We start from the raw sequence: 24,114 nt of genomic DNA on the forward strand, positions 1-24,114 counted from the left end.
CGGCGTTTCTAGGCCTCGAAGAAGCGCCATACGTACCCGCTAGCGGGTCTTTGACGAGGGGGCGCTGCAAAGTGTCCTTGACGACCATCTGATAATGACCGTACATCATTCGCTGTGCGGTAGGATCAAGATGCAACTTCCATTGCTCTGTCTGGCACTCGGACATGGCCATTCAGCAAGTTGTCGGCCAAGCCAGCTTTCACTAGCTTAAGCTTGTTAAGGTAAAGAAGCTCTTCTTGAAGCTCTTGATTCAGTAGTTCGTAGAGGCTCGAACATCTCTGCTGTTCATCAAGGCTAGGTATTGGTATCTCCAACGGGCGCAGAAATCGAAGGTTAATGTTTCGCTGCGCAGATTGAGGCGCTAAAGCCATAAGTTTTGCCTTAGCTCGCCTCAGGCAGAGTTCTATCCATCTTGCCGACATCGAATCATTCGCGATTACACCAACAACGCTATCTGGGAAATACATTGGTCGTCCGAGGATTGCGGTATCGCCGATGTTTGCGGCGATAGTAATAGCGACCGTGCCAGCAGGAAATTCTCTACTGTGAGCCATTCCCCTTTGGTTTAGAGTTTGCGTCGATTCGAAAATTACCTCACCAGCGGCTTCAGTTACGTCTCCAGTTTGGATAAATAAGGCAGAGCCGCCATATAAGCTGGGATCATTTCTAGGCCTATAGGTAAATTTTCCCCGGTCTACGGATGCTACCGCCTCAAGTCGTTCTACTTCCCAACTCGTTGGGATTAGACCAATTTGAGAGCTGCGAAATTCGTGGTTTTTCCGAAGTGGATCGCGCAGCTCGCCGTTCTCGTCGATGCCGCATGTCAGCAAATCATGGAGCAGACCGGTGCGGAGTTGCTTGAGCTTAGCGATGACCGCCCCAGACTGTTGAAATGCCTCGTCTAGGAGATCCAGGACAGCACCGATACGTTCTTGTTGGACCGCTGAGGAGGCGAACAGGCGAAGCGCTTCCACATCGCGCTCGTTCACTGCCGGATAGTTCGAGCCAACTTCCCTTGCACGAAGCTGGCTTGCAACAGCGTTACCGAACAACTGGTGGAACAGATATGCGCTGTCTGACTCTTGATGTGGACGCAGTACAGCAAAGCCGGTAGACGCGACTAATGGAAGGTCGACGAGGGCGCGAATGATGCCATGTGCTTTTAGTCCGGGTCGGACGGTCGAGAGGAGAACGTCGCCAGATCGAACCACGCGCTGGGCTCGACTTGGTGCATTAACCCTAGAGCAGACCCTGGTAACGGACCAGTCGATCACACCCTGATTGATCGAGGAGATATCCAAGTAACGAAACTGGGCCGGTTGTTCAGAGCCAGAGCCTAAGGATTCCGGATTTACTGAACAAATATCAGTAATCGGGCAGTCGACTCCATGAGCGCTGCCTGAGGCCGCTGCTTCAGTTAGGGATTTCGAGGCTCCAAATTTTGCAAGGCTTGACTTGTCTTCCATTACGTGTAATCCAATTGCTCTAGGACGGAATTGATCCGCTCCTCTATGCGGGCGCGGTCTTCGCGCAAATTTGTCAAAGTGACGCGATACTTGTTCCATGTCTTCTCTGCGAAACCGACCGCTGCAGCTCGCCGCTCCGCCAGCGCTGCATCCAACCCTGCTTGCAGGTCTTTCGCGAAAAGCGCCAACACCAACTCTTCCTTTACGTCCTCGCTCATCGCCCCGCAGCGTGACTTCAGCTCCTCCAGGAAATCGGCGAGCAGGGCGCGGTAGCGTTTGCGGGCGTTGGCAAGGTCGTCGAGGGTTTGCTGGTAAGGCGCCAATGCCGCATTGATTCGTTGCAGCTCGGCATGGACCGGAGCGAGTTGCGTTTCGAGCGCCCCGTGCCGCGCCTCGGCCTCCCTCAGCTGTTCTTCACGCTTGCGTGCCGCCGTGCGGGCGCGGGCATTGTCGGCGACAGGCTGCTCAAGCTGCGTCTTCAACCGTCCGATTTGGGTTGCGAGCTTGCCAATCGCCTTCAACGGCTCGTGATGCTCGGCGCGCAGCTCCTTGGCCTGGCGTTCAAGGTCCTTGGCCTGATTCCAGTTGTTCAGCTCCTCTTCTTCAAGATCCTCTGGCGCGTTGTCGGCCTCGAAGGCGGCCTTATCGGCCTTCAGGCGCGCGACCTCGGCGCGGGTCTCGGCGATTCGCTCCAGGTAATCGCCCATGGTCGCCAGTACCAGCTTGTGGCTGAAGGGGTCGAACGCGGGGCCAGTGTTGTCTTCGTCGTCCAGGGCATCGGCGATGGCGTCGATCCAGCCGTCGATGACGCCGGCAAAGCCGCGCTCCATCAGGGTCTTGAGATCGGCGAGGCTGTCGGTCCACCAAGCCGCGACCACGCCGGCGAGCTTGAAGTAGTCCAACACCGCGAGCGGGGCGAGGGCATCGGCGAAGCTGGCCAGCATCTCGGCGCGAACGGCGTTGAGATTGCCACGCTCGCTCAGCGCGCTGAGCTTGGGGGCATGCTCGCGCCACCAGCTGGCGAGCTGTTCCTGCACAGTCTGGAGGCGGGCCTGAACGCCGGGGTCTTGCTCGATCAGCGGTCGGATGGCCGCGCGTTCGGTCAGGGTCGGGGCGAAGTCTCGATAGGCGCCCTGGCCAAGCCCAAGCTCCAGTTGTCGGGCCGCCGTGATGGGCTCGGCGGTTTCGCTGGGCGGCGGCGGGAGGCGGCCGCTGTCGGCTGTCTTGGCGGCGGGATACCGCGCATCGCGGCAGACGAAGAGCTTGCTCGGGTCCAGCCCGATGGCGTCGAACAGGGCACGCTGGGCGTCGATCTCCGTCGCGGGCACGCCGCCGTGCAGGTGTGCGCGCACATCCTGCGGTTCGGGCGGCGGGGCGTTGTCGACATAGCGGCGGATGTTCAGGTTCCAGTCGTTGCTCGGGTCGCCGATCTCGGCGATCGACACGACGCGGGCATAGGCGGGCAGATCCTCGAAGCGTTTGTAGGTGGTGACGATCTTCTCGATGTCCTCGGGCCTGAGTGCGTTCTGCGCGCGCCCGGCGTGATACTCGGCATCGGCGTTTATGAACAGCACCCGGCCGCGGCGCCCCTCGGGCTTGTTGGGATTCTCCGGCTGGCCGCTCAGGTTCGGCCGCATCACCAGGATGCAGGCCGGGATCGCGGCGCCGTAGAAGAGGTTCGGCGGCAGGCCGATGACGGCCTCGATCAGGTCCTGTTGCAGCAGCTTCTGGCGGATCTCGCGCTCGGCGCCGGCGCGGAACAACACGCCATGGGGCATCACCGTGGCGACCATGCCCTGGGGCCGGCAGACGGCGAGCATGTGCTGGGCGAACATCAGATCGGCCTTCTTGCCGGTGGTCGGGCACCAGCCCCAGCGGAAGCGCTCGGGGTACTCCATGTTGGTGCGACTGTAATTCTGACTGAAGGGCGGATTGGCGATGACGCGGTCGAAGCGCTCCAACTCGCCGGCCTCGCGGTGCTGCGGATGCAGCAGGGTGTCCTCAAGCTGGATGTCGGCGCCCTCGACACCGTGCAGCAGCATGTTCAGCTTGCAGATGGACCAGGCGGAGGCATCGTTGACCTGGCCGGCGAGCACCAGATCGCGCGGGTCACCACCAGATTGCTCAACGTATTCGCGACTGATGATCAACATGCCGCCGGAGCCACAGGTGGGGTCATAGACGCGCATGCCAGCGGCGGGCTTAAGGATGCGTACCATCAGCCGGATCAGATCGCGCGGGGTGTAGAAGTCGCCGCCCTTCTTGCCAGCGGACTCGGCGAACATGTTGATCAGGTATTCATAGGCGCTGCCGAGCAGGTCCGAGAACTGGAAGTCTTCGTTGCGCAACCGGTGCTTGCTGAAGTGGCGCACCAGATCGGCACAGGCATCGTCGCTCACCACGCGCTTGTTGCCCTGCATGCGCTGGAACTGGATGTGGTCGAGCACATGGGTGAGGGAGTCGTTGTGCTCGGTGAGTGCCGCGAGCGCCTCGTCGAGCCGGCTGCCAAAGGGCTTGCTGGCATCGTTGAGTTTGGATTGCAGGTAGGACCAGCGCGCCCTTTCCGGCACGAAGAAGGTATCGTAGTAATCCGGGTTCTCACCATAACGCTCTTCCGCAATGTCCTGAACGATCCCTTGCGCTATCTTGCGGTTGACGATGCGCTCACGCTCGGCGTCGTATTGATCCGAGCAGCGCTTCAAAAACAACATGCCAAAGATGTAGTCCTTGTAAGTCGCGGCATCCAACCCCTCCTGGCGCAGCCGATCAGCGGCGGAGAGCAGATGGCGTTCGAGCTTGGCGAGGGAGAGCTTGGGCATGAGGCTGAGAGTGGTTTAAGGTTGGGCCAGCTGATGCGATCCGTGCGGCGGCCTGCGGCACTTTTCGCCGTTTCGAGCACAGATTAGCGGTCGTGAGCGGGGTGGTCAACGCCGAAAAGGCACCTGATCGAGCACCCCGGGAGGCGCGGGCGCCCTTGGTGATGCGGTTTTCAGCAAAGGGAACGCCCTGAGCCACAAGCCGATCCAACCCGATTGACACGAAGGAGCCTGTCTTGGCGATACTGAACCAAGAATCCTGTTGACACGAAGGCGCCTGTCTTGGCGATACTAAGCCATGAATCCTGCGAGGCGTGCCGCGTCGATGCGCCGAGAGTCTCGGCTTCGTTGGGCTGCACCGCAACGATTTCGTGATGGCGGCCAAGACCAATCAGGCTGTGGTCGTCGAGTGAAAACAACCGTGCGGCTTGTCCCGAGCAATCCGCGCCTGGGGGTATGCGATTCAATCACTTCGGCAATGACCAAAATCACCAATTTCAAGCCCGAGACCCTGGCTGCGGACAATCGCGCGCTCAATCGCCTCAACCAGGCGTTGCAGGACAAAGTGCGCGAGCTTGAGTCCGTCAACAACGACCTCAACAACCTGCTGCTCAGCAGTGAAGTCGCCACCCTGTTTCTCGATCCCGAGCTGCGTCTGCGCCGTTTCACTCCGGCGAGTGACGCGCTCTTCGATCTCGGCCCAACGGCCATCGGCCGGCCGGTCAGCGACCTGCAAGCGCGCTTCGACAGCGCCGGTTTGCTCGCCGATGCCTGTGCCGTGCTGGCCGGCCAGTCACCCGCCGCGCGCGAAGTCGCAACCGACAACGGACGCTGGTTTTCACTGCGCCTGCGCCCCTACCGCACCCCCTCGGAGCCCATCGCTGGCGTGGTGGCTAGCTTCAGCGACTGCACCGCCTCGCGCCTGGCCGAGCAGCGCTATCGCGAAACCCTCGGTCGCCTCAAGCGGCACATGGACAACAGCCCGGTCGCCTCCATGGAATGGGACATCAAGGGCCGGCTGCTCGGCTGGTCGCCGGCGGCCGAACGCATCTTGGGCTGGAACGAGCAAGCGGTCATCGGACAGACGCTTGAAGAACTCTGCCTGGTTCATGCCGCCGACCGCGATCACATGCGCAGCGTGCGCGAAGCGCTTTTTCGTGGTGAATTCGAGCACAATCGCATCCCCGTGCGCAACCGCCGCGCCGATGGGCGGATGATCTGGTGCGAATGGTACAACTCGGCCTTGCACGACAGCGCCGGCCAGTTGGTCTCCATTCTGTCCCTGGTGGTGGATGTCACCGAGCGCCAGGCACTTGAGGACAACCTGCGCAACACCACCGCCCGCCTAGCCGAAGCGGACAGACGCAAAAACGCCTTTCTGGCCCTGCTGGGGCACGAACTGCGCAACCCCTTGGCACCCGTGCGCAGCACCCTGGACGCGCTGGCCCTCACGCCCCAGCCCGATTCGTCCACTTATAAGCAGGCCGTCTGCCGCATCGACCGCCAGATGCGTCACCTTGAGCGCTTGGTGCAAGACCTGCTCGATGCCGCGCGCATCAACCGCAGCGCCATCGTCCTGCGCCGGCAATCCGAGGATCTCGCCGCCCTGGCGCGCGAGACTGTGGAAGCTCTGGCCAATCCGCTGGCCGAGCGCGCACATCGTTTGGAGCTTGAACTGCCGAATGATCCCGTTTGGGTCCAGGGCGATGCTACCCGCCTGGTGCAAGTCCTCACCAACTTGCTCGACAACGCCATCAAATACACCGAGCCCGGCGGTCAGATTCACCTCTCGTTGAACTGTCAGGACGGGCAAGTGTGTCTCAGCATCACCGACACCGGCCAGGGTATCGCCGCCGAAGATCAACACTGGCTGTTCGACGCCTTCACCCGTGGCGCCGAGGACCGCGTTGGCCGCGAAAGCGGTCTCGGGATTGGCCTTGCGTTGGTGCGCCAGTTGGTGGAATTGCATCAGGGCCGCGTCGAGGCGCATAGCGCCGGGGTGGGCTGCGGCGCCACCTTCAACGTCTGGTTGCCGGTGGCCGAGGTCGCCTCAGACGCGCCAAACGGCACCGAGCCCCCCGAATCCCAGCGTGACACCGCGCCGGAACTGTCCGGCCAACCCGCGCTGCGCGCGCGTCGGGTCATGGTGGTCGATGATGAACCTGAGATTCTTGAAGCGACCGCTGTATTGCTGCGCGCGCTTGGCCATCAGGTGCAGACTGCCGCCACCGGCGCCGAGGCGCTTGAGCGCATCGGCACCGACGCCCCCGAAATCGTCTTCCTGGATGTCGGCCTGCCCGACATGGACGGCCTTGAGCTGGCTAGACATCTCGCCAACTGGCCCCAGCGTCGGGGACTGCGGTTGGTCGCTGTGTCGGGATACAGTTTGGTTGAACAGCCCGAGGCAACCGAGCTATTCGATGACCAACTGCTCAAGCCCGCGGGTCGTCAGGATTTCGAGCGGGTGCTGGCGGTCGAGTAACGCGGCTTTAGACCTGTGGCTCTACCAGTAGCCGATTATCGACGCTGTTTACACCAATCAGACTGCTGGCGATTGAGCTTGCCTGCTCGCGTTGGGCTTCGGTTTCCACCTGGCCTTTGAGAATGGCCGTGCCCTCGCGCACCGTCGCTCGCGGGTGCGGTTGAAGGAGGCATCGTGTGGCTGGGGGCTTCGGGGCTGTTTTCCTTCTATGTCGCCAACTGCGGCGCCTACAACGCCACCGATGGCTCGCTGGGGGCCATTGTTTTGCCTTTGTGGCTTTATCTGTCGGCGGTGGCGATCATCTTCGGGGCCTGCGTCAATGCTGAGACCGAGCGGCAAACAGCCCGGGACAGCACGGTCGGCTCGGCGGGTGTGGGTGCATAAGCCCCGGTTGCGGTGCATTTAAACCGATCTGATTCAGTTGAGTAGACCGCTTGGGTAGGCCGCTCGTGAAGGGGTCAGGCGCTCGCCGAGCCTGACAACCCGCGCTGAGGCGGCTTCCTGGGCCGAGGATTGAGTCTGTCAGCCGTTCTGGCATTGTCTTTGCTGAATTCACGGTGAGAGCAAAGCACGATGACGCCGACCGGTCGCCACAGTCCACCAGCACACGGGGCAATGCTAGGCGCTGGTGGCCGAGCAGGCGCAGTAGCTGGCGCATCGGTTGCGCCGTCCGCACGGTGCCATTGCGCTGGTGTGTGAAAGCCGAGCGCCTGTCCAAGCCCTCAAATATCAATCAACCAATCGGAGGTTCACATGACCGATCGTCAAGCCGTGATCGACCAATTCAAAGCCAAGCTCGATCAATGGGACGCCCAAATCGACGAGCTTGAGGCCAAGGCCCGCAGTGCCGGTGCCGAGACGCGGGCGAATCTGCATGAGCAGATCGGCAAGCTTAAGGAGCAGCGCGGCGAGGCGCATTCACGCCTGGATCGTTTGCGCGAATCCAGCCAGGAAGCCTGGCAGGATCTCCAAGCCGGCGCCCAGCGCGCAAGCGAAGCGCTTGGGGAGTCCCTGCGCGCGGCACGCGAGCGCTTCTAGTTCTAGCGCCACCGTTGGCGCGCACCCCGGCCCCAGTGCTGCGGCGCGCCAGTCAATCAGAACCCCTCACATTCACTCTTAATCAGGAGATCACCATGCGATTGATACAACAGCTCACGACGCCAGCCTTGGCGCTGGCACTGGCTAGCACGCCTGTGTTTGCGGCCTCTGAGGCCGATGCCACCCAGACCACGTCCAATCCTGTTGGCTCGGCCGCCGAGGTCCGCCAGGAGACGCAGGAACTGCTAAAAGACCTGCAAGCCTATGGCGCCGAGCAGCGTGACGAGGCTGTCGCTGCGTCCCAGGCCGCGCTGGACAAGGCCGACCAGCGGATCGACGCGATGCAGGATTGGCTCGATGAAAACTGGTCCGACATGAGCCAAGCCGCGCGTGAGCAGGCCCGTGCCAGCATGGATGCGCTGCGCGCACGTCGCACCCAGGTGGCCGAATCCTACGGCAGCATGAAAACCAGCTCCGAAACGGCCTGGGAGTCGATGAAAGAAGGCTTCGTCGGCGCCTACCAAGCCCTTGGTGACGCCTGGGATGACAGCATGCAAGCGCTCTTCCCCGAGGACAACGGGTCCTAGTGCCCCGTTCGCCCTTGGCCCGCCCGACCACCCGCGTGCGCGACCTGCTGCGCCGGCGGCGGGCACGCTGTCACGACCAGCCCTCAAACACATCAGGAGGACAAACTTATGACTATGAAACGAAAACTTAGCATCGGTGCCGCGACCGTCGGCGTCTTGATTATCGGCTTCCTGTGGCTGCGCTGGGGACCGGATTCCTGGCAGGTGCAGATTACGGGTGTCACCGGTGACGGGCGCGATGTACAGTATCGCATCGAGACCGTCGAGGCCGGCACCGCCGACACGCTGATTTTCAAGAACGCCGATGCCGGCTTCACGCCGCCTTATTTCAAGTTCGACTCCGCGACGCTGCAAGCCATCGCCAGTCGGGTGACCCGCGAATGTCCGCAGGAGGCGGTGACCGTGCACGGCTATGGCTTGCGTATCACTTGGCTTGACATGTTTCCGAATGCCGTGTCCATTGATGCGCCTAAACGCTGTCGCGAGGCGCCGACCAAAAACCGGGGGGCGCATGCTGCCTCATAGTGGGCGAGTGGTGAGCAAAGAGTCTCGAGGAGGGGGTGATTCTCCTCCCTCTTTTGCCGCTTCTGTTCACGCTCTCCTCTGACAACGCGCATGTCCAACCCACTGCTGATCCTCGAAGACGAGACCCTGCTCGGCGACGCCTTCGAACCCCTAGTCATTCTCGCCGACATGAGCCTGCCCGATGGCAATTCGCTCGATCTGTTCGAGGAGGTACGCGGGCGTGGGGTGCCGCGCGAGTGGATCCTGTTCACCGGCTATGGCGGGGTCACCGACCCGGTGCGCGTGCGTGCCAGCGGATATGCCATCCTGACTGCATGCCGATGAAATCTTCGAACAACGACAGACCACAGCAAGCCGGCACCGAGCGCCTCGCCGCGCTGGTCGACGGCGAGGACTACTTCGCCACCGTACGCGCCTCCATCCTGCGTGCCCGGCGGCGGATCATCATCGCCGCCTGGGATATCCACAGCCGTATCGAGCTCAAGCGCGGCGGTCGCGACGACGGCCATCCGCGCGAGCTCGGGGCGCTGCTGATCCACCAGCTTGAGCGCGCGCCCGAACTCGAGGTGTTTATCCTGCTGTGGGACTATGCGCCTATCTATGCGCTGGAGCGCGAGCCCTTGTTCTTCGGCCATGACCCCTGGCAGCAGCATCCGCGCCAGCATTTTTGCAAGGATTCCGCCCATCCGCTGGCGGCCAGTCAGCATCAAAAGCTGGTCGCCATCGACGGGCGCATCGCCTACTGCGGCGGTTTCGATCTCGGGCAATGGCGTTGGGATACCTCCGCGCACCGGGCTGACGACCCGCATCGGCGCGACCCGAGCGGTGAGCCCTATCCGCCCTTTCATGATGTGCAACTGCTGGTCGATGCCGAGGCCGCCGGCGCGCTTGAACGGCTGCTGGTTGAACGCTGGCAAAGCGCCGGCGGCGGCTCGGCGCTGGCCAATGCCTGCGCAGCGGGACCGACAGATGAGGACCCCTGGCCCTCAGGTGTCGCGCCGCTGTTGCGCGACATCCCCGTGACCATTGCCCTCACCGTCCCAAGCTACCAGGGTCGCCCCGAGGTGCGCGAGGTCGAGCAGCTCTATCGCGAACAGATCGCCTCAGCGCAGCGGTTTCTGTACCTTGAAAACCAATACCTGAGCGCGCGCACGGTGGTGGCTGAGCTGTGCCGCTCATTGCGGCGGCGCCAAGGCCCGGAGATCGTGCTGCTGCTGCCAGAACAAACCGGCAGTTGGCTGCAACAGCGCACCATGGACGTGATGCGCGCGCGACGGCTGGCGAGCCTGCGCCGGGCCGACCGACATGGGCGTTTTAAAGTCTATTGTCCGCAGGTCCCCGGCCTGACCGCCGGTACGCCCATGGTGCATGCCAAGTTGCTGATCGCCGATGATCGGATCTTGCGGGTCGGCTCGGCGAATCTCAGTAACCGCTCGATGGGCCTGGACAGTGAATGCGATCTGTCCGTGACCGCGCGCGATGATGCCGAGGTATCCGCCATCGCCGCCTTGCGCCACCGCCTGCTGGCACCCTGGCTCGGCTTGGCCCCAGCCGAGATCGGCGCGCGGGAGCAAGCGATTCAGGCTCAGGGTGGAGGCCTGATCGCCACCATTGAGCATCTGCGCTCCCAAGGGCAAGCTGCCTCAGCACCGCGTCTAGCCGAACTCGACGGCGCGGTTGACCCGGACTGGCAGCGCCAATTGCCCGACGAGCGCCTAGTCGATCCCGATCGCCCGCTCGATCCCGCCCAGGTGACCACCCTGCTGGCCGAGGACCACAAGGCCACCCCGGTACGTCGCCGGCTGGCCCTGGCGCTCGGGCTGCTTGGGGTGTTTCTGACCTTGGCAGCCCTGTGGCGCTGGACCCCGCTCGGTGCCTGGCTCGATCCGCAGGCACTAGCCGATGCGGCCGGGCGCCTCTCAGGTACCCTCTGGGGGCCGCCGCTGGCGACGATCGGATTCGTCATCGCGAGTCTGGCGGCGGTGCCGGTCACCTTACTCATTCTGGCCAGCGCGCTGCTGTTTGATCCGCTGACCGGCATACTGGTGGCACTGACGGGATCGACCCTGTCGGCGGCGGCGGGCCGCCTGCTGGGTGCCTGGCTCGGGCGCGGCCTGCTTGATCGCCTGGGCGGCTCGACGGTGTCGCGCATCGCGCATCGGCTGGGGCAGCGGGGCTTGCTGACCATCCTGACGGTGCGCATTGTGCCGGTAGCGCCCTTCGCCGTGCTCAACCTGGTCGCCGGGGTGCTGCCGCTGCGCTGGCGCGACTATCTGCTCGGGACCCTGCTCGGCATGCTGCCCGGCATTCTCGCCCTGACCGTCTTTGCCGAGGGACTGATCGCAGTGCTCGGTCGCGCCGACCCGCGTGCGCTGGCATTGCTGCTGGTCGGCATCCTGGCGCTGGCCGGTCTGGCCTGGGTGGGGCGGCGTCTGCTCAAGGACACGCGTGATGGCTGAGGGTGACATGCCCGATGGTGAACTGTTTAGCCTGGCCAGCTACAACATCCATCGCGGCATCGGCGCTGATCGCCGGCGCAACTGGGGGCGTATTCTTGAGGTGATCCGCGCGCTCAATGTTGATGTGATCGCCCTGCAGGAGGTCGAAACTCCCACCGAACCCGCGCCCGCCGCCGCCACCCTGGCGCTGCTGCCGCGCTTGACCGCGCTTGGCTATGAGCCACTGCTCGGCCCGACGCTGCGCAGGGACTACAACGACTATGGCAACCTGCTGCTCAGCCGTTGGCCGATCAAGACGCGCCATCTGCTCGACCTCAGCGTGCCGGGCCGTGAGCCGCGCGGGCTGATCGAAGCCGAACTGGAACAGCACGGGCAGCGGGTCGTGGTGATGGCGACCCATCTTGGACTCGGCATGCGCGAGCGGCGCGCGCAGGTGGCCCAACTGGCCGCGCGGATCGATCGCTGGCAGTCACAGCCGTCGCCTCCGCCGCTGGTGCTGCTCGGCGACTTCAATCACGGCTTCGCCTGGTCGCCGGGACTTAAGCCCCTGCGCCAGCGCCTGTCCGCGGCACCCGCACGAGCGACCTATCCAGCACGCTGGCCGCTGCTGACGCTAGATCGGGTGTTCTACACGGGACTGCAGCTTAAGGCTGGGGGCGTCGAGCGCAGTTCGACCAGTCGCCAAGCCTCGGATCATCGGCCGGTGTGGGCGCATTTTGCTTGATGTGCGACGCATCTTTGAGGCCTACCTACCTTTAAGCCCGACTCCAGCACTTGGGTTTGGTTGGAATGCTCGCATCATATTCTTGCAAACTGACGAATGCTGCTTGCGTCTTCGGTTCATGGCCCCCGGCCTTCCCGGAGACTGAATCTGGCGTTTTTCCGATAAGGCTCCTGTCCCTGGCCACTCTAGCGGATGAAGCTGCTATTTCACGGCAATCACTGATGAGGACCACCCTGATGACAAACTGGACCATCACCCAAAATCCCGCAAGCCGGGATGCCAGAGCCCTTGCGAGCCAGGTTGTGCGAGTCATCGGTAGCATCGCCCTGGGTTCGGTGCTGCTCATCTCAGGATGGGCGCGGGCGCAGGATGGCGCTGCGGCTGGCGACACACAACAGATTGTCCTGGGCATGGGTTGCTTCTGGGGTGCCGAGAAGCGCATGTCCGAACTGCCGGGTGTGCTTGAGGTGGTCAGCGGCTATGCCGGTGGCGAACGCGCCGACCCGAGTTACCGGCAGATTCTGGCCGACGAGCGTAGCGGTGAGCAAGCCAATCATGCCGAGGTGGTACGGGTAACTTTCGACCCGGCTCAGACCAGCTTGGAGCGGATATTGGCAGGTTTCTGGGAGAACCATGACCCGACCCAGGGCGACCGTCAGGGCAATGATGTTGGCTCGAATTACCGCAGTGCGATTTACTTCAGCGGGCCCGCACAGGAAGCCGCCGCGCGGCGCACAAAAGCGCGGTATCAACAAGCCCTGAACGCCGCCGGTCGTGGCACCATCACCACCGAGATCGCGCCGCTTAGGACCTTTTATCCCGCCGAGGAGGAGCACCAAGACTACTTGCAAAAGCATCCAAACGGCTATTGCGGTCTTGGTGGGACAGGTGTCCGCTACCCGCTGGAAAACGGGCAGTCAGCCGCTGCGGCCAAGCAAGAGCAGGGAGCCCCACCCCTGAGTGCAAACGACCTCGTGGCCGAGCGTCAGTTGATTGTTTTTGAGGCCGAAGGCTGCGCTTACTGCGCCCTGTTTAAGAAAGAGGTCCTTGCCCACTGGCAATCTCCGGTGCCAGTTCGTACCACTCTTTCTGCGCTGCCGCCGAGCGACTGGACGCTGGCCGAGCCACTCTGGGCCACCCCGACCATCGTGCTGTTCGAGGAAGGCCAGGAAAGCGCTCGCCATACCGGCTACAGTGGCGATGCCGCCGGCTTCTGGCGATGGCTCGCGCAGCAGACCCTGAGCCCGGAGGCCTTCGAGATTGCCTACGGCCAGGCGACAGAGGCGCCTTTCACCGGCTCGTTGCTCGATAATCACCGCCCCGGTACCTATGTTGATCCGGTGACCGGCGTTGCGCTGTTCCGAAGCGATGCCAAATTCACCAGCGGCACCGGTTGGCCGAGTTTTTTCCAACCCCTGGAGGGTGCGGTGACCATGCACGAGGATGCAAGCCATGGCATGCGCCGCATTGAGGTGCGCAGCGCGAGCTCTGGCATTCATCTAGGCCATGTGTTCAATGACGGGCCGCCGCCAACCGGCAAGCGATACTGCATCAATAGCGGTGTATTGCGTTTCATTCCCGACCAACCGCTGTGAGGGCTGAGCGGGGCGAATAGACGCCGGCAGGACAGCGCGAACTCCCGCAGATCATCAACCCAAGGCCCAGGGTGATGGTCAAATCTGCTATGTTCGTTGGATGTGCGCCAGATTCTCACGGCGCTGAAGCAGCAGAGGTATCCGCAATGTCTAAACACCGCATTGGCTGCAAGACCATGAACGACGCCGTCGTGGTTGGCAGCATTTTCATGGCCGCCGGCGTCATTATGATGGTGATTGGCAAGACACTGGTTCCCCAGGTGGCATTCCTCGATATCCTGATTCAGGCGCTTGGAGGTCTTTTGCTGCTGTTCGTGCCATTTATTCTGATTGCGACTTTTCTGCGCACAACTGCGGAACGACAAGAGCAAGAGCAAGAGCAACCCTAGGCGTTGCTGATAGTCCAATCGCAAACTGGTTTTTTGTTTTGGTCGAGGGGCGTCCACGGTGGGCACCGCGCTCAGCCTGCTCGTTCTCGCAGAATCTTTACCTGAAATAGCGTGTTGCGCTCTTCTTCTTCGAGTGTTGACTGAATGAAGTGCAGTGTTCGCCGATAGAGCGGGATGATGTTGTATTTGAGTGCATTGACCCGCTTCTGTGCCTTGCGCTGCTCCTCCATCAGGCGGTGAAGGGCAATTTCCACCTCGGCCAGATTGGCCAGTACGGCAGCGGCCTCGGCAAGCTGGCGACAGGTGGCGTCGAAGCTGGCATCCGTGCCCAACAGCCCGGCCGGTTTCAGCGGCAATGGCGAGGCTTGTACCGATGGATATTCCACCCCTAGGCTGCGGCGCGGCAGGATGTTGACATTCAGTGCAGGGCTCGCACCAAGCGCAGCCTGATGCATGGCGCGGTTGCCCATGCGCAGGTGGGTGATACCGAGCGAACGATAGGCCTCCTTGAGCTTGGCCTCGGCCTGTTCCCGCAATTGGCGATACTCGCCGATGCGCTCGTAGACCAAGCGGGTCAGCAGCTCGCGCTTGCGCTCGAGCAGATCATGGCCATCTTCCAGAAATTTCGTCTGCTTCTTGAGCGACAGCAGCGTATTTTTGGTCGGCGGAACCCTGAGGATTTGTTGAGCCATTAATTAGCAACCAAGCTTAACTACCAAGCTTCAGGCCGAGCCCTGGTAGTACTTGGCGACCTCGGTCTCGGACATCCGCGTGAGCATGTCGCGCGGGAATTTGCTCATCAGCTCCCAGGCCAGGTTGAGCGTGGCCTCGATCGAGCGGTCTTCGGATTCACCCTGACCGACGAATTGCTTGTCGAAATCATCGGCAAATTTCAAATAGCGCCGGTCGCGCTCGGACAGCTCATCGGCGCCAATGATAGAAGCCAGGTTGCGCGTCTCCAGCGCCCGGGCATAGAGCGCATAGAGCTGGGCGGCGACATGGGGGTGATCCTCGCGGGTGTCATCCTTGCCGATGCCGTCCTTCATCAGGCGCGACAGGCTCGGCGAGATATGCACCGGCGGGTAGACGCCCTGGTTGTGCAGCTCGCGCGAGAGCACGATCTGGCCTTCGGTGATGTAGCCGGTCAGGTCGGGGATCGGGTGGGTGATGTCATCCGAGGGCATGGACACCACCGGCACCATGGTGATGGAGCCATGGCGGTTGTGAATGCGCCCGCAACGCTCGTAGATCTCGGCGAGGTCGGAATACAAATACCCCGGATAGCCTTTACGTGCCGGTACGTCGCCCTTGGCGGTGGCCACCTCGCGCAGCGCCTCGGCGTAGTAGGTCATGTCGGTCATCACCACCAGCACATGGCGGTCGAGTTCGTAGGCCAGATACTCAGCCGCCGTCAGCGCGGTGCGCGGCAGGGTCAGGCGCTCAACCGGCGGATCATCGGCGAGGTTGACGAACATCACCACATTGCGCAGCACGCCTGAGCTGGCGAATTCGTCGCGGAAGAACTTGGCATCGGCGTAGGACACGCCCATGGCCGCAAAGACGATTGAGAAGCTGGAGTCCTGATCCTTCAGCTTGGCCTGGCGCACGATCTGGGCCGCGAGCCGGTTGTGCGGCAGGCCAGAGCCGGAGAAGATCGGCAGCTTCTGGCCCCGCACCAGCGAGTTCAGTCCGTCGATGGTGGAGACGCCGGTCTGGATAAATTCGCGCGGATAGGTGCGCGCCGCCGGGTTGATGGCTGAGCCGCCCACTGCGCGGCGCAGGTTCGACAGCACCGGCGGGCGCCCGTCGCGCGGTTCGCCCAGGCCGTTAAATTCACGCCCGAGCAGCTCCGGCGACAGGGCGATTTCCACCGGCTGGTCGAGAAAGCGCACCCAGATGCCGGACAGGTCCAGATCATCGGTGCCCTCGAACACCAGAATCAAAACCTCGTCATCCGCCGCGCGAATCACCTGGCCGTCGCGCGTCTCGCCGCGCTCGTCGGTGATGCGCACGCGATCACCAAAGGCAATCCCGGGGGTGTCGCGCACAACAATCAGGCCGCCGCTCGCTTGGCTGGCAGTGCGGTATTCCTTGATACTCATGAGTGTTCCGCCTGTTTGGCGTATTCCAGTCGGATGGCTTCAAACGCCTGCTCGGCCTCACGCCCAAGGGCGCGAATGCTATCGACCTGGTCGCTGTTGTACATGGATTTGCAGCGGCGCACCTTGGCCAGTTGTGGCATGTTCTGCAACTCACTGACCGGAACGCCGAGCGCGATCAAGTCGGCGCCCTTGTCATAAATCGACAGTACCAGATCAAGCAGGGCAAATTGCTTTTGTGGTGAGCAGAAGGTATCGATCTCATCGAGCGCACTCTGTTGCAGGACGCCTTCCTTCACCAGGGAGGCACCCTCGAGCTCCCAGCGCTGGGTGTCGGACAATGCCTCGGGGCCGACCAGGTTGACGATGCGCGAGAGTTCGGCATCGCGGGCCAATAACCCCAAAGCTTGCGCGCGGCGCTGTTCCCAGGCGGGATCGACTTCTTTGTGCCACCACTCGGCGGCGGTATGCACATGGGCGGAGAAGCTGGTGACCCAGTCGATGCTCGGATAATGGCGCGCGTCGGCCAGCTCTTTGGACAAGGCCCAGAAAGTTTCGATGATGTCCTTGGTATGGCTGGTGACCGGCTCGGAGAAGTCGCCACCCGGCGGCGAGACGGCACCGATCAGCGTGACCGAGCCGGAGCCGGCGTCATAGGTCTCGACTCGTCCGGCGCGCTCATACACTGCGGCCAGGCGCGAGGCCAGATAGGCCGGATAGCCTTCCTCAACCGGCATCTGCCCCAGGCGCCCGGACACTTCGCGCAGCGCCTCGGCCCAGCGGCTGGTGGAGTCCGCCAGCATGACCACGTCATAGCCCATGTCGCGATAGTACTCGGCCATGGTCAGGCCGATGTAGATGGACGCCTCGCGCGCCACCACCGGCATATTGGAGGTGTTGGCGACCAGCAGGGTCTTTTCCATCAGCTTGCGCCCGGTGTAGGGGTCCTCAAGCTGGGGGAAGGTTTCGAGCACATCGACCAGCTCGTTCCCGCGCTCGCCGCAGCCGACATAAACCACGATGTCGGCATTCGACCAGCGTGCCACCTGCTGCTGTACCACCGTCTTGCCGGCACCGAAGGGCCCGGGAACCGCGCCCTTGCCACCTTTAAGCTGCGGAAAGAAGCTGTCGATGACGCGTTGGCCGGTGATCAGCGGGGAGATGCCATCGTCGCGTTTGCTGTAAGGACGCGGGCGGCGCACTGGCCAGCGGTGATAGAGGCTCAGGCGATGGCTGCGCCCGGGCTGATTAGGCCCCTGCCCGGGTATGCGCACCTGGGCGACGGTGGATTCGATGTCATAGCCGCCAGCCGGGGCCAGCTCGATCAGCTCGCCGCGGATGCCCGGTGGCACCAGAATCTTGTGGAGGATGGTTGCGGTTTCCTGAACGGTGCCAAGCACGGTACCGGGACCAATGCGCGTCCCCAGCTCCAGTTTTTTGTTGGGCTCGAACTCCCAAAGCTTCGCGCGATCCAGCGCCGGCAGCGCCAGGCCACGGCGAATATAGTCGCCGGACTCCATGGCGATCTTCTCAAGTGGTCGCTGCACGCCGTCGAAAATGCCGCCAAGCAGCCCGGGGCCGAGCTCAGCCGACAGTGGCCAGCCAAGGCCGATGGCAGGCTCGCCGGGGCGCACGCCGTCGGTGCTTTCGTAAGTTTGCACCACGGCCTGCTCGCCGCTCAGGGAGATGACCTCGCCGATCAGCCCCAGTTCGCCGATTTTGATCTGCTCGCCGCTGCGCGCGCCCGGCAGGTCGATGGTGACGATAGGGCCGTTGATTTCGCGCACCCGGCCACTGCGTTGAGTCTCTGTCATGGTTTCAGCCACCGAAGATGTTGCCGGTATCGAAGCCGCTCGGCAGCAGGCGTTCGAGAATGGTCTGCTGGACGCGGGTACCGAGGCGAGCGAGGCGACCCTCGAAGGTGTTATCGACTCGGATACGCCGATCCGCGCTGATGACCAGCACCCCGGCCAGGGTGTCGATGGGGTCGCTGGCAAGGCTCAGCTGAGCGCCGGCAGGTGCCGAGCTGGCGATGCGCTCCCAGTGCGCCTTCAGACGTTTGAGGTCGCGCGCGTTGGCCTGCACGACCATCTCCTGGTGCTCGATCTCGCGCGCAGCGGCGCTGATGAAGCCCGCCAGGGTGTCGAGATAGGCCGATTCATCATCGGCGTGGGTGAACATGCGCTCGGTCAGTCGCGCCTCGACGTTGCGCACCAGATTCCAGCGCGTTTGGTCGAGGTCGCTCTGCATTTTGAGTTCCTGCGCCTGCACCTGCTGGCGGAAGGTGCGCTCGCCAAGAGACTTGGCGATGCTGTCCTCGCGCTCCTCACGCAGGCGCAGCTTTTCAGCTGCCTCGCGCAGAATGGCATCGCGCGAGCGTTGGCCGCGATCACGGTATTCCTGCGCCAGGCGCTCAGCGCGCGCGAGTATGGCCTGTTCCAGATCTTGTGCTTGGTTCACGGTGGAGCCTGTTTGGGGCAGTGGTCAATTGAGTCGAGGTTGGTCGAGCTTTCGGGGCCTGGGCCTAACGGAACTGCGAACCGCCGAACATGGCGCTGAGGCGCGCGGCGACATCGCTGTGCAGTTGCGGATCGGCCTGCAGCTTGGGCACCGCGATCACCACGATGCGCCCGCCCTCGCGACGCACCTGCTGCAAAGCCGGGATGTCGGCTTGCATCAGGTCATCGTCGACAATCACGAAGGCACGAGCGCGCTCGCGCACTAATTCGCGCAGGCGCTTGTCAACTTCTTCCGGCGAGGGATCGGGATGGGTCTCGAAGCCGATTAGCCGAAAGCCGTCTGCCAATGCCTGGTCGCCAAGGAAAAGCATGAGCGTCGGATCGCCGAGCGCGGCTGTCTCGCTCATGAGAGGTGTCCGAACCGCAAAGGTATCAATGACATGGTCGATTGTCCGCCGGTTATTTGGCGGCTATCAGATGCGATTGAGCAGCAGGATACTCATGACCAGACCGTAGATGGCGATACCCTCGGCCAGGCCGAGGAAGATCAGGCTGCGACCAAGCGCCTCGGGACGCTCCATCACGGCGGCCAAGGAGGCAGCGCCGATCGGGCCAACAGCGATGCCAGCCCCGATGGTGGAGAGTCCGGTAGGGATGCCGACGCCAAGAATGGCGAGGCCCATGCCGGTGGAAATCTCGACCGCCTGGGTCGCGGCTTCGCCGGCCTCGGCCATGACATCACCCACGCCCAGGACCAGAATGCCAATCAGGGCGCCAAAGAAACCGAGCAACTGGGTGCTGAGCACAGGCTTGAACCAGGCACGGGTGCGCACCGCCTGTGCCGGGCGAAACTCCAGATAGAGGCCGCTCGCCACCAGCGAGAAGATGGCCAGGGACATCAGAACAACAAGCCAGTACATGTGGGCGACTCCGTTTAAGAGTGAATAAAGAGAGTGACTAAATCAGCCAAGAAAGAATGCAACAACAAATTCAACCAAACCGACCCAGCGAAAAAATTCGCCCTAAGGGCTCTCCCCAAAACGCAAGCGCAAGGGTGCAAATTCATGGCCATCGCCAGAAAAATAGCGCGAAAAGCCTTCGTAATACTGCAAACGCATCACCTGGATCATCACAATACCGCCTTCCAGCACCAGGATGAAGAGGTTGCCGAGGATCAGGGTCACTATGGTACCAAAGGCGCCGAGCATGTCGGCGAGCGTGAAAATGGCGATGGCGAGCGCGGCATGGTTCAGGCTGAAGGCGGAAACGCGCAAAAACGACAGGGTGTTCGACAGATAGACGATCACAGTGTCCAGGGTCTCGATGAAAACCACCAGGATTTTCTCCCCGACCGGCCCGGACAGATGTCGCCATTGATGCACCGCCAGGGTCGCCAGCGAGCCCAGCACGATCAGCCCCGGCCAGAGGCCAAAGCCGCCGCTGCTGGCAAGATTCCAGCCACCGGCGAGAAAGCCAAAATAAAACAGCAGATTGACCAGGCCATGCGGGGCGAGTAGCGCTCCCTGAATGTTGCCGACAGCGATTCGGTTGTAGATGCCAAGCGAACAGGCGGCGATGATAAAAACAATGCCCCAGACGAGTGCCACCTTGAGCATGGTGATAGGGTCTTCCAGCGGTGGCATCCACAGCGCCGGCAGCCAGTGCTCGACGCCGAAAATGCTGCCGAAGACGAAGCCGAACAGCATGGAAGAAACACCAGCGGCGATGCCAAAAGCGGCGAAGCTCTTGAGCTTGTTGCGCGCCAGATAAGCGGCCAGCGCGATCACGGCACCATGGCCAACGTCGCCGAACATCATGCCGAACATGAGCAGGAAGGTGACGGCAAAGAGCGGCGTGGGGTCAATCTCCCCGTACTGCGGGATGCCATACTGCTTGACCAGGGTCGAGAAGGGCGCGAGCACCTGGTTGTGCGTCGGCACGGTCGGCACCAGCGGGCGCTCGGCAGCGGTGGGGCGGCGGGTTTCGAGCGCGAAGGGGAGTTGCAGATGCGCGTTCAGGCTTTTGCGCAGTCGGTCGATAGCGCGCGTTGGCACCCAGCCGCACAGTACCGCCAGGCTTTTCACTCCATGAATAGAGGGGTCCAGGGTCACCAGCGGCTCCGCCAGTAGCAGCACCCGGCGCGCGTCGAGCAGTTGTTCGCGGTGTTTGTCGCGCCAGTCGGTCAGTTGTTGCTCGAGCGCGGCACGGCGCGCTTCGAGCGCCTGATGGCGGGCGCGAAAATCGGCCTCGAGTTCTTCGGTGGTTTTGTCGGTGATGCCGTCGGGAATTGGCAGCGCCTGAAAGCCGGCGGAACTCAGTACCGAGGCCAGTTGATTCTCGCGCTCGCCGCACGGGCCGATGATGACCACATGGGCGTGATTGTCGCGCTGCAAATAGTTGAGCAGCAGATGCCCGGCCAGGGCCACCGCGCCTTCGAGTCGGCTGACATTCTCGCGCGGTACCAGGCCGATGTAGAAATCAAGAAAGCGCGTTTTGCGCTTGAGCACGCCCAGGTCGACCTTGAGATTGGCAAAGTTCTCAAGCGCCGCCTCTTGCTCGCGCAGTACCCGCTCTTCCTCATCGAGGCCACGAAAGTCTTCTTCCAGATGGGAGGCGTCTTCCCACAGGGTGCCGAGTTTTTGGTTGAGCGCGTCCAGCACTTGATGGTCGATGACTTGCGCTTGCCCCAGGATCGGGCTGTCCTCAAGCTCGGCAATGCGGACGATCTTATCCAGGCGCGAGCGTGCCTGGACAAAGGTCTCGCGGTAGTCGTGGCCGGGGAGATTGGACAGCGCCGGTTCTTCCGGCGGGCGGGTATCGGGATGGAACTGTCCGGTCTCGGCCAGTGCCAGGGAGGCGCGTGGCAGATCCTCGGTCATCAGCATCAGGCGCACATGCTGCATCGGCAGCGGCAGCAAGCGTGGGCGGGTGTCGTCTTCGACCTCCCCGCGGATGAGCTGCCACAGCCGGGATAGCTCTTCGCGCAGACGCAGGCTCAGCTTGGTAGCGGAGTTGGCGGCGGAGTTGGTCGCTGGGAAATTCAGGCGCATCTTGGGTTGTCCGCGCGGGTTCTGATGGGGAATAGCCGGGCCATGGAAGTCTCCGGTCTCAGGCCGCTGCGGCCAGTGCGCCGCCGCCATTGGCAGCCCCAAAGGCATGGGGGTCGACGGCGCTTTTGATCACATCCGGCGGCAGCCCCAGCAGCCCACCCTGCAAGAGTGCGAAGAGTAACATCAGATCCATTTCGCGCAGCATCAAATAAGCCAGTGCCCGGGCCACGCCTGAGGCGCTTTGGGTGAGGATGCGGCGGGTCTCCTCGGCCTGATGGGCGGCGGCTCGGCGCTGGACTTCCAGCACATCTTCGGCATCGGCCATGCGCGCAGCCAGTGGCTCGGGCAGGGCATCGAGCAGTTGGCGCAGTGTCTCGCGGTTGACCAGATCAAGCAGGCGCTCGCGATGCAGCAGACGCGGCGAGGGCACCAGCTGATAGAAGGTCTCACTCGGCGAGAAGCCATAGGCAAAGCGGAAGCGCAGCATCCACATTACGTCGATGCGATCAAGCAGCGCACCCATCAGTCGGCGCAGGGGTTGCAGGCTGTCGCCCTGAAAGCGCATGGTCTGGCGCACCAGGTCGCTGTAGTACTGCTGGTCGATGGCGGCCTCGAGCGCGAAGGGCTCGCGCTTTTGTTCATAGACCTCGCGTGCCTGGCGGGCGAGCAGGCTGAAAGGCCCGCGCTCGAGCACCCGCAGCAACTCCAGGACATTCTCGGTGCGGAAGAGTTCATCGCGCGCCAGACGCAGGCCGGGCGGCAGGTCGTAGAGGTCGTTGCGGATGGTTGTCGGGTCGAGATCGTAGAGCTTGCCGCGGATCAGGGTCTTGAGATTAAAGAGCGCATAACGGCGCGCCCAGCTCAGCAGCAGTGCGCGTTCAGCCGGGTTCATCGGGCGAATCAGCACGGCGACATCAGCGAGCAAGGTCGCAATGAGCGCCTGCTCAACCGCGCGCACCTTGGCATGGGCCGAGAGTTGATCCTCAATCACCGACTGCAACTCCAGTTGCTCGGCCAGTTCCGGCAGGCCGAGCTCAAGCAGGGCCTTAGCCCGCTCGGGGTCTAACAGCCGGGTGCTCATTACCGAGACCCGGGTGTTGAGATAGGCGTGCGCGGCGGCGCTCATGCAGGCGGCGGCAGTGCGAGTGGGGAGAGGTTCGGTGGTGAGAGGTTCATAGGCGCGTGTCGATCAGCAGCGCAAAGGCCGCATCCAGCGCCTGGTCCTCGCGCTGCTCGGCCATGTCGCGCAGTTGGATGTGGCGCTCGTCGTAGCGGCGGCGCAGTTCAGCCACCGTCTGTCCGGCGCGCTCATCGGCTTTGTCGATCTGGCTGAGGTGGAGTTCCGGGATAGATGCACGGAAGCGCTCCTCGGCAACGCGCGCGTCCTGCATCGCCTGCTGGATCACGCGTTCCTGCCCTTGCTCGGCCTCCTGGGCGATTTTCTCGGCACGCACCTCGGCGTCGAGCAGGCGTTTTAGGGTGTCATCCATTGCGTTCTCGTTCTCACCGGTTACGGGGTGCTAGTTTGCGCAAGCCTTGGCAGGCTTTATCGTGAAACAGCAGATTCATGCTCCGAGGTGGCCGGGGCTATGAGCCTGAGTGCGCCCTGTCACTCAACAACGCCGAGATCCCAGACGTTGTCGTCAATGGCATCGTCGGCCGGGTCGCCATCATGGACGTCATTGTCACGCTTTTGCAGATAAGCGTCGCGGACGAAGCTGTAACGGTCGATCGCGGCCTCTTCGAAGATTTCCCCCGCTGTCAACAGGCCTGCACGCTTGTCGATGACCCGCAAACCGATGAAGCCCCAGTAAATTTCATCTCTGTTGACGCTAAAGCAGGGGTCGATGACCACATCGCCGGCAAAGCCAAAAGTATCGCGAACCGTGCTGGGGCCGATGATGGGCATGATGAAGTAGGGTCCGTTGGCAAAGCCCCAGTAGCCGAGCGTCTGGCCAAAGTCTTCTTTGTAGCTGGGGATGCCCACGTTAGTGGCGACATCAAACAGGCCAAGCACGCCCACTGTGGTATTGACCAGCACCCGGCTGATATCGCTGCCGGTGCGCGAAAGCTTGAACTGGAGCAGATTGTTCACAGCCGAGGTTAGGTCGGCGACATTGCCAAAAAAGTTGGTCACGCTGCGATTGACCGGCTCGGGTGTGATTGCCTGATACGCCTCGGCGGTAGGTTTGATAAAGGCGTTGTCAAAGTCGGTGTTGAACTTGAACATGGCCCTGTTGTAGGGCTGCCAGGGGTCGCGCGGATCGCGATATTCTGGAGGAACCGAGGCACAGCCGGCGGCGAATATGACCATAAGACAAGCGGCAAACAGCGCGCCTGGTTTGGTCACAATAAGTCGGTATTCGCTTGCCTTCATGCCCTGTTTCTCCCGGTTTCTCAATCATCCCGGCGACAGCGTCGCCGC

General features: G+C 62.6%; 23 protein-coding genes. 10 read left to right on the top strand and 13 right to left on the bottom strand.

Features of this window, described 5'->3' with window-relative positions:
- Nucleotides 1-125 precede the first annotated feature (125 nt).
- Nucleotides 126-1,466: a restriction endonuclease subunit S gene (locus Thiofri_RS23890; RefSeq protein ID WP_009149192.1), complete on the bottom strand. Its 1,341-nt coding sequence runs from the start codon at nucleotides 1,464-1,466 to the stop codon at nucleotides 126-128.
- Nucleotides 1,466-4,285: a type I restriction-modification system subunit M gene (locus Thiofri_RS23895; RefSeq protein ID WP_009149193.1), complete on the bottom strand. Its 2,820-nt coding sequence runs from the start codon at nucleotides 4,283-4,285 to the stop codon at nucleotides 1,466-1,468. Before Thiofri_RS23895 ends, Thiofri_RS23890 begins: the two co-directional genes overlap by 1 nt.
- Nucleotides 4,286-4,760: 475 nt before the next feature.
- Between Thiofri_RS23895 and Thiofri_RS23900 the strand changes: the two genes are divergently transcribed.
- Complete coding sequence (locus Thiofri_RS23900; RefSeq protein ID WP_009149194.1) at nucleotides 4,761-6,764, top strand: hybrid sensor histidine kinase/response regulator; 2,004 nt, start codon at nucleotides 4,761-4,763, stop codon at nucleotides 6,762-6,764.
- A gap of 7 nt (nucleotides 6,765-6,771) precedes the next feature.
- Here Thiofri_RS23900 and Thiofri_RS23905 read toward each other — a convergent pair whose 3' ends face one another.
- Entirely contained in the window at nucleotides 6,772-6,906 is a 135-nt protein-coding gene (locus Thiofri_RS23905; RefSeq protein ID WP_083848476.1) for a BON domain-containing protein, read from the bottom strand.
- 32 nt (nucleotides 6,907-6,938) lie between these two features.
- On the opposite strand from Thiofri_RS23905, the gene Thiofri_RS23910 reads away from it, so the two are divergent.
- From Thiofri_RS23910 to Thiofri_RS23950, 9 genes are all read left to right on the top strand, one after another.
- Nucleotides 6,939-7,148: a YhjD/YihY/BrkB family envelope integrity protein gene (locus tag Thiofri_RS23910; RefSeq protein WP_040855915.1), complete on the top strand. Its 210-nt coding sequence runs from the start codon at nucleotides 6,939-6,941 to the stop codon at nucleotides 7,146-7,148.
- A gap of 369 nt (nucleotides 7,149-7,517) precedes the next feature.
- On the top strand, nucleotides 7,518-7,802 hold the full coding sequence (locus Thiofri_RS23915; protein WP_009149197.1) for a sll1863 family stress response protein: 285 nt from the start codon (nucleotides 7,518-7,520) through the stop codon (nucleotides 7,800-7,802).
- Between the two features lie 95 nt (nucleotides 7,803-7,897).
- The gene (locus Thiofri_RS23920; protein WP_009149198.1) at nucleotides 7,898-8,389 is read left to right on the top strand and encodes a sll1863 family stress response protein; all 492 of its coding nucleotides are present in this window, start codon (nucleotides 7,898-7,900) and stop codon (nucleotides 8,387-8,389) included.
- Nucleotides 8,390-8,503: 114 nt separating this feature from the next.
- Nucleotides 8,504-8,914, top strand: coding sequence for a DUF1523 family protein (locus Thiofri_RS23925; RefSeq protein ID WP_040855918.1), 411 nt, complete (start codon nucleotides 8,504-8,506; stop codon nucleotides 8,912-8,914).
- Nucleotides 8,915-9,004: 90 nt separating this feature from the next.
- Nucleotides 9,005-9,238: a response regulator gene (locus Thiofri_RS23930; protein ID WP_009149200.1), complete on the top strand. Its 234-nt coding sequence runs from the start codon at nucleotides 9,005-9,007 to the stop codon at nucleotides 9,236-9,238.
- Nucleotides 9,235-11,373: a VTT domain-containing protein gene (locus Thiofri_RS23935; protein ID WP_009149201.1), complete on the top strand. Its 2,139-nt coding sequence runs from the start codon at nucleotides 9,235-9,237 to the stop codon at nucleotides 11,371-11,373. The genes Thiofri_RS23930 and Thiofri_RS23935 overlap by 4 nt, the downstream gene beginning before the upstream one ends.
- On the top strand, nucleotides 11,366-12,097 hold the full coding sequence (locus Thiofri_RS23940) for an endonuclease/exonuclease/phosphatase family protein (RefSeq protein ID WP_051023871.1): 732 nt from the start codon (nucleotides 11,366-11,368) through the stop codon (nucleotides 12,095-12,097). The genes Thiofri_RS23935 and Thiofri_RS23940 overlap by 8 nt, the downstream gene beginning before the upstream one ends.
- 236 nt (nucleotides 12,098-12,333) lie before the next feature.
- The gene (msrA, locus tag Thiofri_RS23945; protein ID WP_009149203.1) at nucleotides 12,334-13,692 is read left to right on the top strand and encodes a peptide-methionine (S)-S-oxide reductase MsrA; all 1,359 of its coding nucleotides are present in this window, start codon (nucleotides 12,334-12,336) and stop codon (nucleotides 13,690-13,692) included.
- A 146-nt stretch (nucleotides 13,693-13,838) separates the two neighbouring features.
- Nucleotides 13,839-14,081: a hypothetical protein gene (locus Thiofri_RS23950; RefSeq protein ID WP_009149204.1), complete on the top strand. Its 243-nt coding sequence runs from the start codon at nucleotides 13,839-13,841 to the stop codon at nucleotides 14,079-14,081.
- A 71-nt stretch (nucleotides 14,082-14,152) separates the two neighbouring features.
- Here the strand turns inward: Thiofri_RS23950 and Thiofri_RS23955 are convergent, their stop codons facing one another.
- The 10 genes from Thiofri_RS23955 to Thiofri_RS24000 form a co-directional block, all read right to left on the bottom strand.
- Nucleotides 14,153-14,773: a V-type ATP synthase subunit D gene (locus Thiofri_RS23955; protein ID WP_009149205.1), complete on the bottom strand. Its 621-nt coding sequence runs from the start codon at nucleotides 14,771-14,773 to the stop codon at nucleotides 14,153-14,155.
- 30 nt (nucleotides 14,774-14,803) lie between these two features.
- The gene (locus Thiofri_RS23960) at nucleotides 14,804-16,183 is read right to left on the bottom strand and encodes a V-type ATP synthase subunit B (protein WP_009149206.1); all 1,380 of its coding nucleotides are present in this window, start codon (nucleotides 16,181-16,183) and stop codon (nucleotides 14,804-14,806) included.
- Complete coding sequence (locus tag Thiofri_RS23965; RefSeq protein WP_009149208.1) at nucleotides 16,180-17,994, bottom strand: V-type ATP synthase subunit A; 1,815 nt, start codon at nucleotides 17,992-17,994, stop codon at nucleotides 16,180-16,182. Before Thiofri_RS23965 ends, Thiofri_RS23960 begins: the two co-directional genes overlap by 4 nt.
- Nucleotides 17,995-17,998: 4 nt before the next feature.
- Nucleotides 17,999-18,640: a V-type ATP synthase subunit E gene (locus Thiofri_RS23970; RefSeq protein ID WP_009149210.1), complete on the bottom strand. Its 642-nt coding sequence runs from the start codon at nucleotides 18,638-18,640 to the stop codon at nucleotides 17,999-18,001.
- Nucleotides 18,641-18,704: 64 nt separating this feature from the next.
- Nucleotides 18,705-19,046 (bottom strand): V-type ATP synthase subunit F, encoded by a 342-nt coding sequence (locus Thiofri_RS23975; RefSeq protein WP_009149211.1) that lies wholly within the window; start codon nucleotides 19,044-19,046, stop codon nucleotides 18,705-18,707.
- A gap of 66 nt (nucleotides 19,047-19,112) precedes the next feature.
- Complete coding sequence (locus Thiofri_RS23980; protein WP_009149213.1) at nucleotides 19,113-19,559, bottom strand: ATP synthase subunit C; 447 nt, start codon at nucleotides 19,557-19,559, stop codon at nucleotides 19,113-19,115.
- A gap of 102 nt (nucleotides 19,560-19,661) precedes the next feature.
- Nucleotides 19,662-21,542 (bottom strand): V-type ATP synthase subunit I, encoded by a 1,881-nt coding sequence (locus Thiofri_RS23985; protein WP_040856933.1) that lies wholly within the window; start codon nucleotides 21,540-21,542, stop codon nucleotides 19,662-19,664.
- Between the two features lie 205 nt (nucleotides 21,543-21,747).
- Entirely contained in the window at nucleotides 21,748-22,815 is a 1,068-nt protein-coding gene (locus tag Thiofri_RS23990; RefSeq protein WP_009149216.1) for a V0D/AC39 family V-type ATPase subunit, read from the bottom strand.
- Nucleotides 22,816-22,861: 46 nt separating this feature from the next.
- Nucleotides 22,862-23,179 carry a hypothetical protein gene (locus Thiofri_RS23995; protein ID WP_009149217.1) on the bottom strand — a complete coding sequence of 106 codons (318 nt, stop codon included), beginning with the start codon at nucleotides 23,177-23,179 and terminating at the stop codon, nucleotides 22,862-22,864.
- Between the two features lie 119 nt (nucleotides 23,180-23,298).
- Nucleotides 23,299-24,066 (bottom strand): MlaA family lipoprotein, encoded by a 768-nt coding sequence (locus Thiofri_RS24000; RefSeq protein ID WP_009149218.1) that lies wholly within the window; start codon nucleotides 24,064-24,066, stop codon nucleotides 23,299-23,301.
- Between the last annotated feature and the right edge of the window lie 48 nt (nucleotides 24,067-24,114).

Origin of the sequence: Thiorhodovibrio frisius (genome assembly GCF_033954835.1) — a bacterium.
In the GTDB taxonomy this organism is placed as follows: Bacteria; Pseudomonadota; Gammaproteobacteria; order Chromatiales; family Chromatiaceae; genus Thiorhodovibrio; species Thiorhodovibrio frisius.

Bases quoted from the DNA above. Each gene is read 5' to 3' on its own strand.
- Thiofri_RS23890 (WP_009149192.1), bottom strand. From the start codon at position 1,466: ATGGAAGACAAGTCAAGCCTTGCAAAATTTGGAGCCTCGAAATCCCTA.
- Thiofri_RS23895 (WP_009149193.1), bottom strand. From the start codon at position 4,285: ATGCCCAAGCTCTCCCTCGCCAAGCTCGAACGCCATCTGCTCTCCGCC.
- Thiofri_RS23900 (WP_009149194.1), top strand. From the start codon at position 4,761: ATGACCAAAATCACCAATTTCAAGCCCGAGACCCTGGCTGCGGACAAT.
- Thiofri_RS23915 (WP_009149197.1), top strand. From the start codon at position 7,518: ATGACCGATCGTCAAGCCGTGATCGACCAATTCAAAGCCAAGCTCGAT.
- Thiofri_RS23920 (WP_009149198.1), top strand. From the start codon at position 7,898: ATGCGATTGATACAACAGCTCACGACGCCAGCCTTGGCGCTGGCACTG.
- Thiofri_RS23925 (WP_040855918.1), top strand. From the start codon at position 8,504: ATGAAACGAAAACTTAGCATCGGTGCCGCGACCGTCGGCGTCTTGATT.
- Thiofri_RS23930 (WP_009149200.1), top strand. From the start codon at position 9,005: ATGTCCAACCCACTGCTGATCCTCGAAGACGAGACCCTGCTCGGCGAC.
- Thiofri_RS23935 (WP_009149201.1), top strand. From the start codon at position 9,235: ATGAAATCTTCGAACAACGACAGACCACAGCAAGCCGGCACCGAGCGC.
- Thiofri_RS23940 (WP_051023871.1), top strand. From the start codon at position 11,366: ATGGCTGAGGGTGACATGCCCGATGGTGAACTGTTTAGCCTGGCCAGC.
- msrA (WP_009149203.1), top strand. From the start codon at position 12,334: ATGACAAACTGGACCATCACCCAAAATCCCGCAAGCCGGGATGCCAGA.
- Thiofri_RS23950 (WP_009149204.1), top strand. From the start codon at position 13,839: ATGTCTAAACACCGCATTGGCTGCAAGACCATGAACGACGCCGTCGTG.
- Thiofri_RS23955 (WP_009149205.1), bottom strand. From the start codon at position 14,773: ATGGCTCAACAAATCCTCAGGGTTCCGCCGACCAAAAATACGCTGCTG.
- Thiofri_RS23960 (WP_009149206.1), bottom strand. From the start codon at position 16,183: ATGAGTATCAAGGAATACCGCACTGCCAGCCAAGCGAGCGGCGGCCTG.
- Thiofri_RS23965 (WP_009149208.1), bottom strand. From the start codon at position 17,994: ATGACAGAGACTCAACGCAGTGGCCGGGTGCGCGAAATCAACGGCCCT.
- Thiofri_RS23975 (WP_009149211.1), bottom strand. From the start codon at position 19,046: ATGAGCGAGACAGCCGCGCTCGGCGATCCGACGCTCATGCTTTTCCTT.
- Thiofri_RS23980 (WP_009149213.1), bottom strand. From the start codon at position 19,559: ATGTACTGGCTTGTTGTTCTGATGTCCCTGGCCATCTTCTCGCTGGTG.
- Thiofri_RS23985 (WP_040856933.1), bottom strand. From the start codon at position 21,542: ATGCAGCATGTGCGCCTGATGCTGATGACCGAGGATCTGCCACGCGCC.
- Thiofri_RS23990 (WP_009149216.1), bottom strand. From the start codon at position 22,815: ATGAGCGCCGCCGCGCACGCCTATCTCAACACCCGGGTCTCGGTAATG.
- Thiofri_RS23995 (WP_009149217.1), bottom strand. From the start codon at position 23,179: ATGGATGACACCCTAAAACGCCTGCTCGACGCCGAGGTGCGTGCCGAG.
- Thiofri_RS24000 (WP_009149218.1), bottom strand. From the start codon at position 24,066: ATGAAGGCAAGCGAATACCGACTTATTGTGACCAAACCAGGCGCGCTG.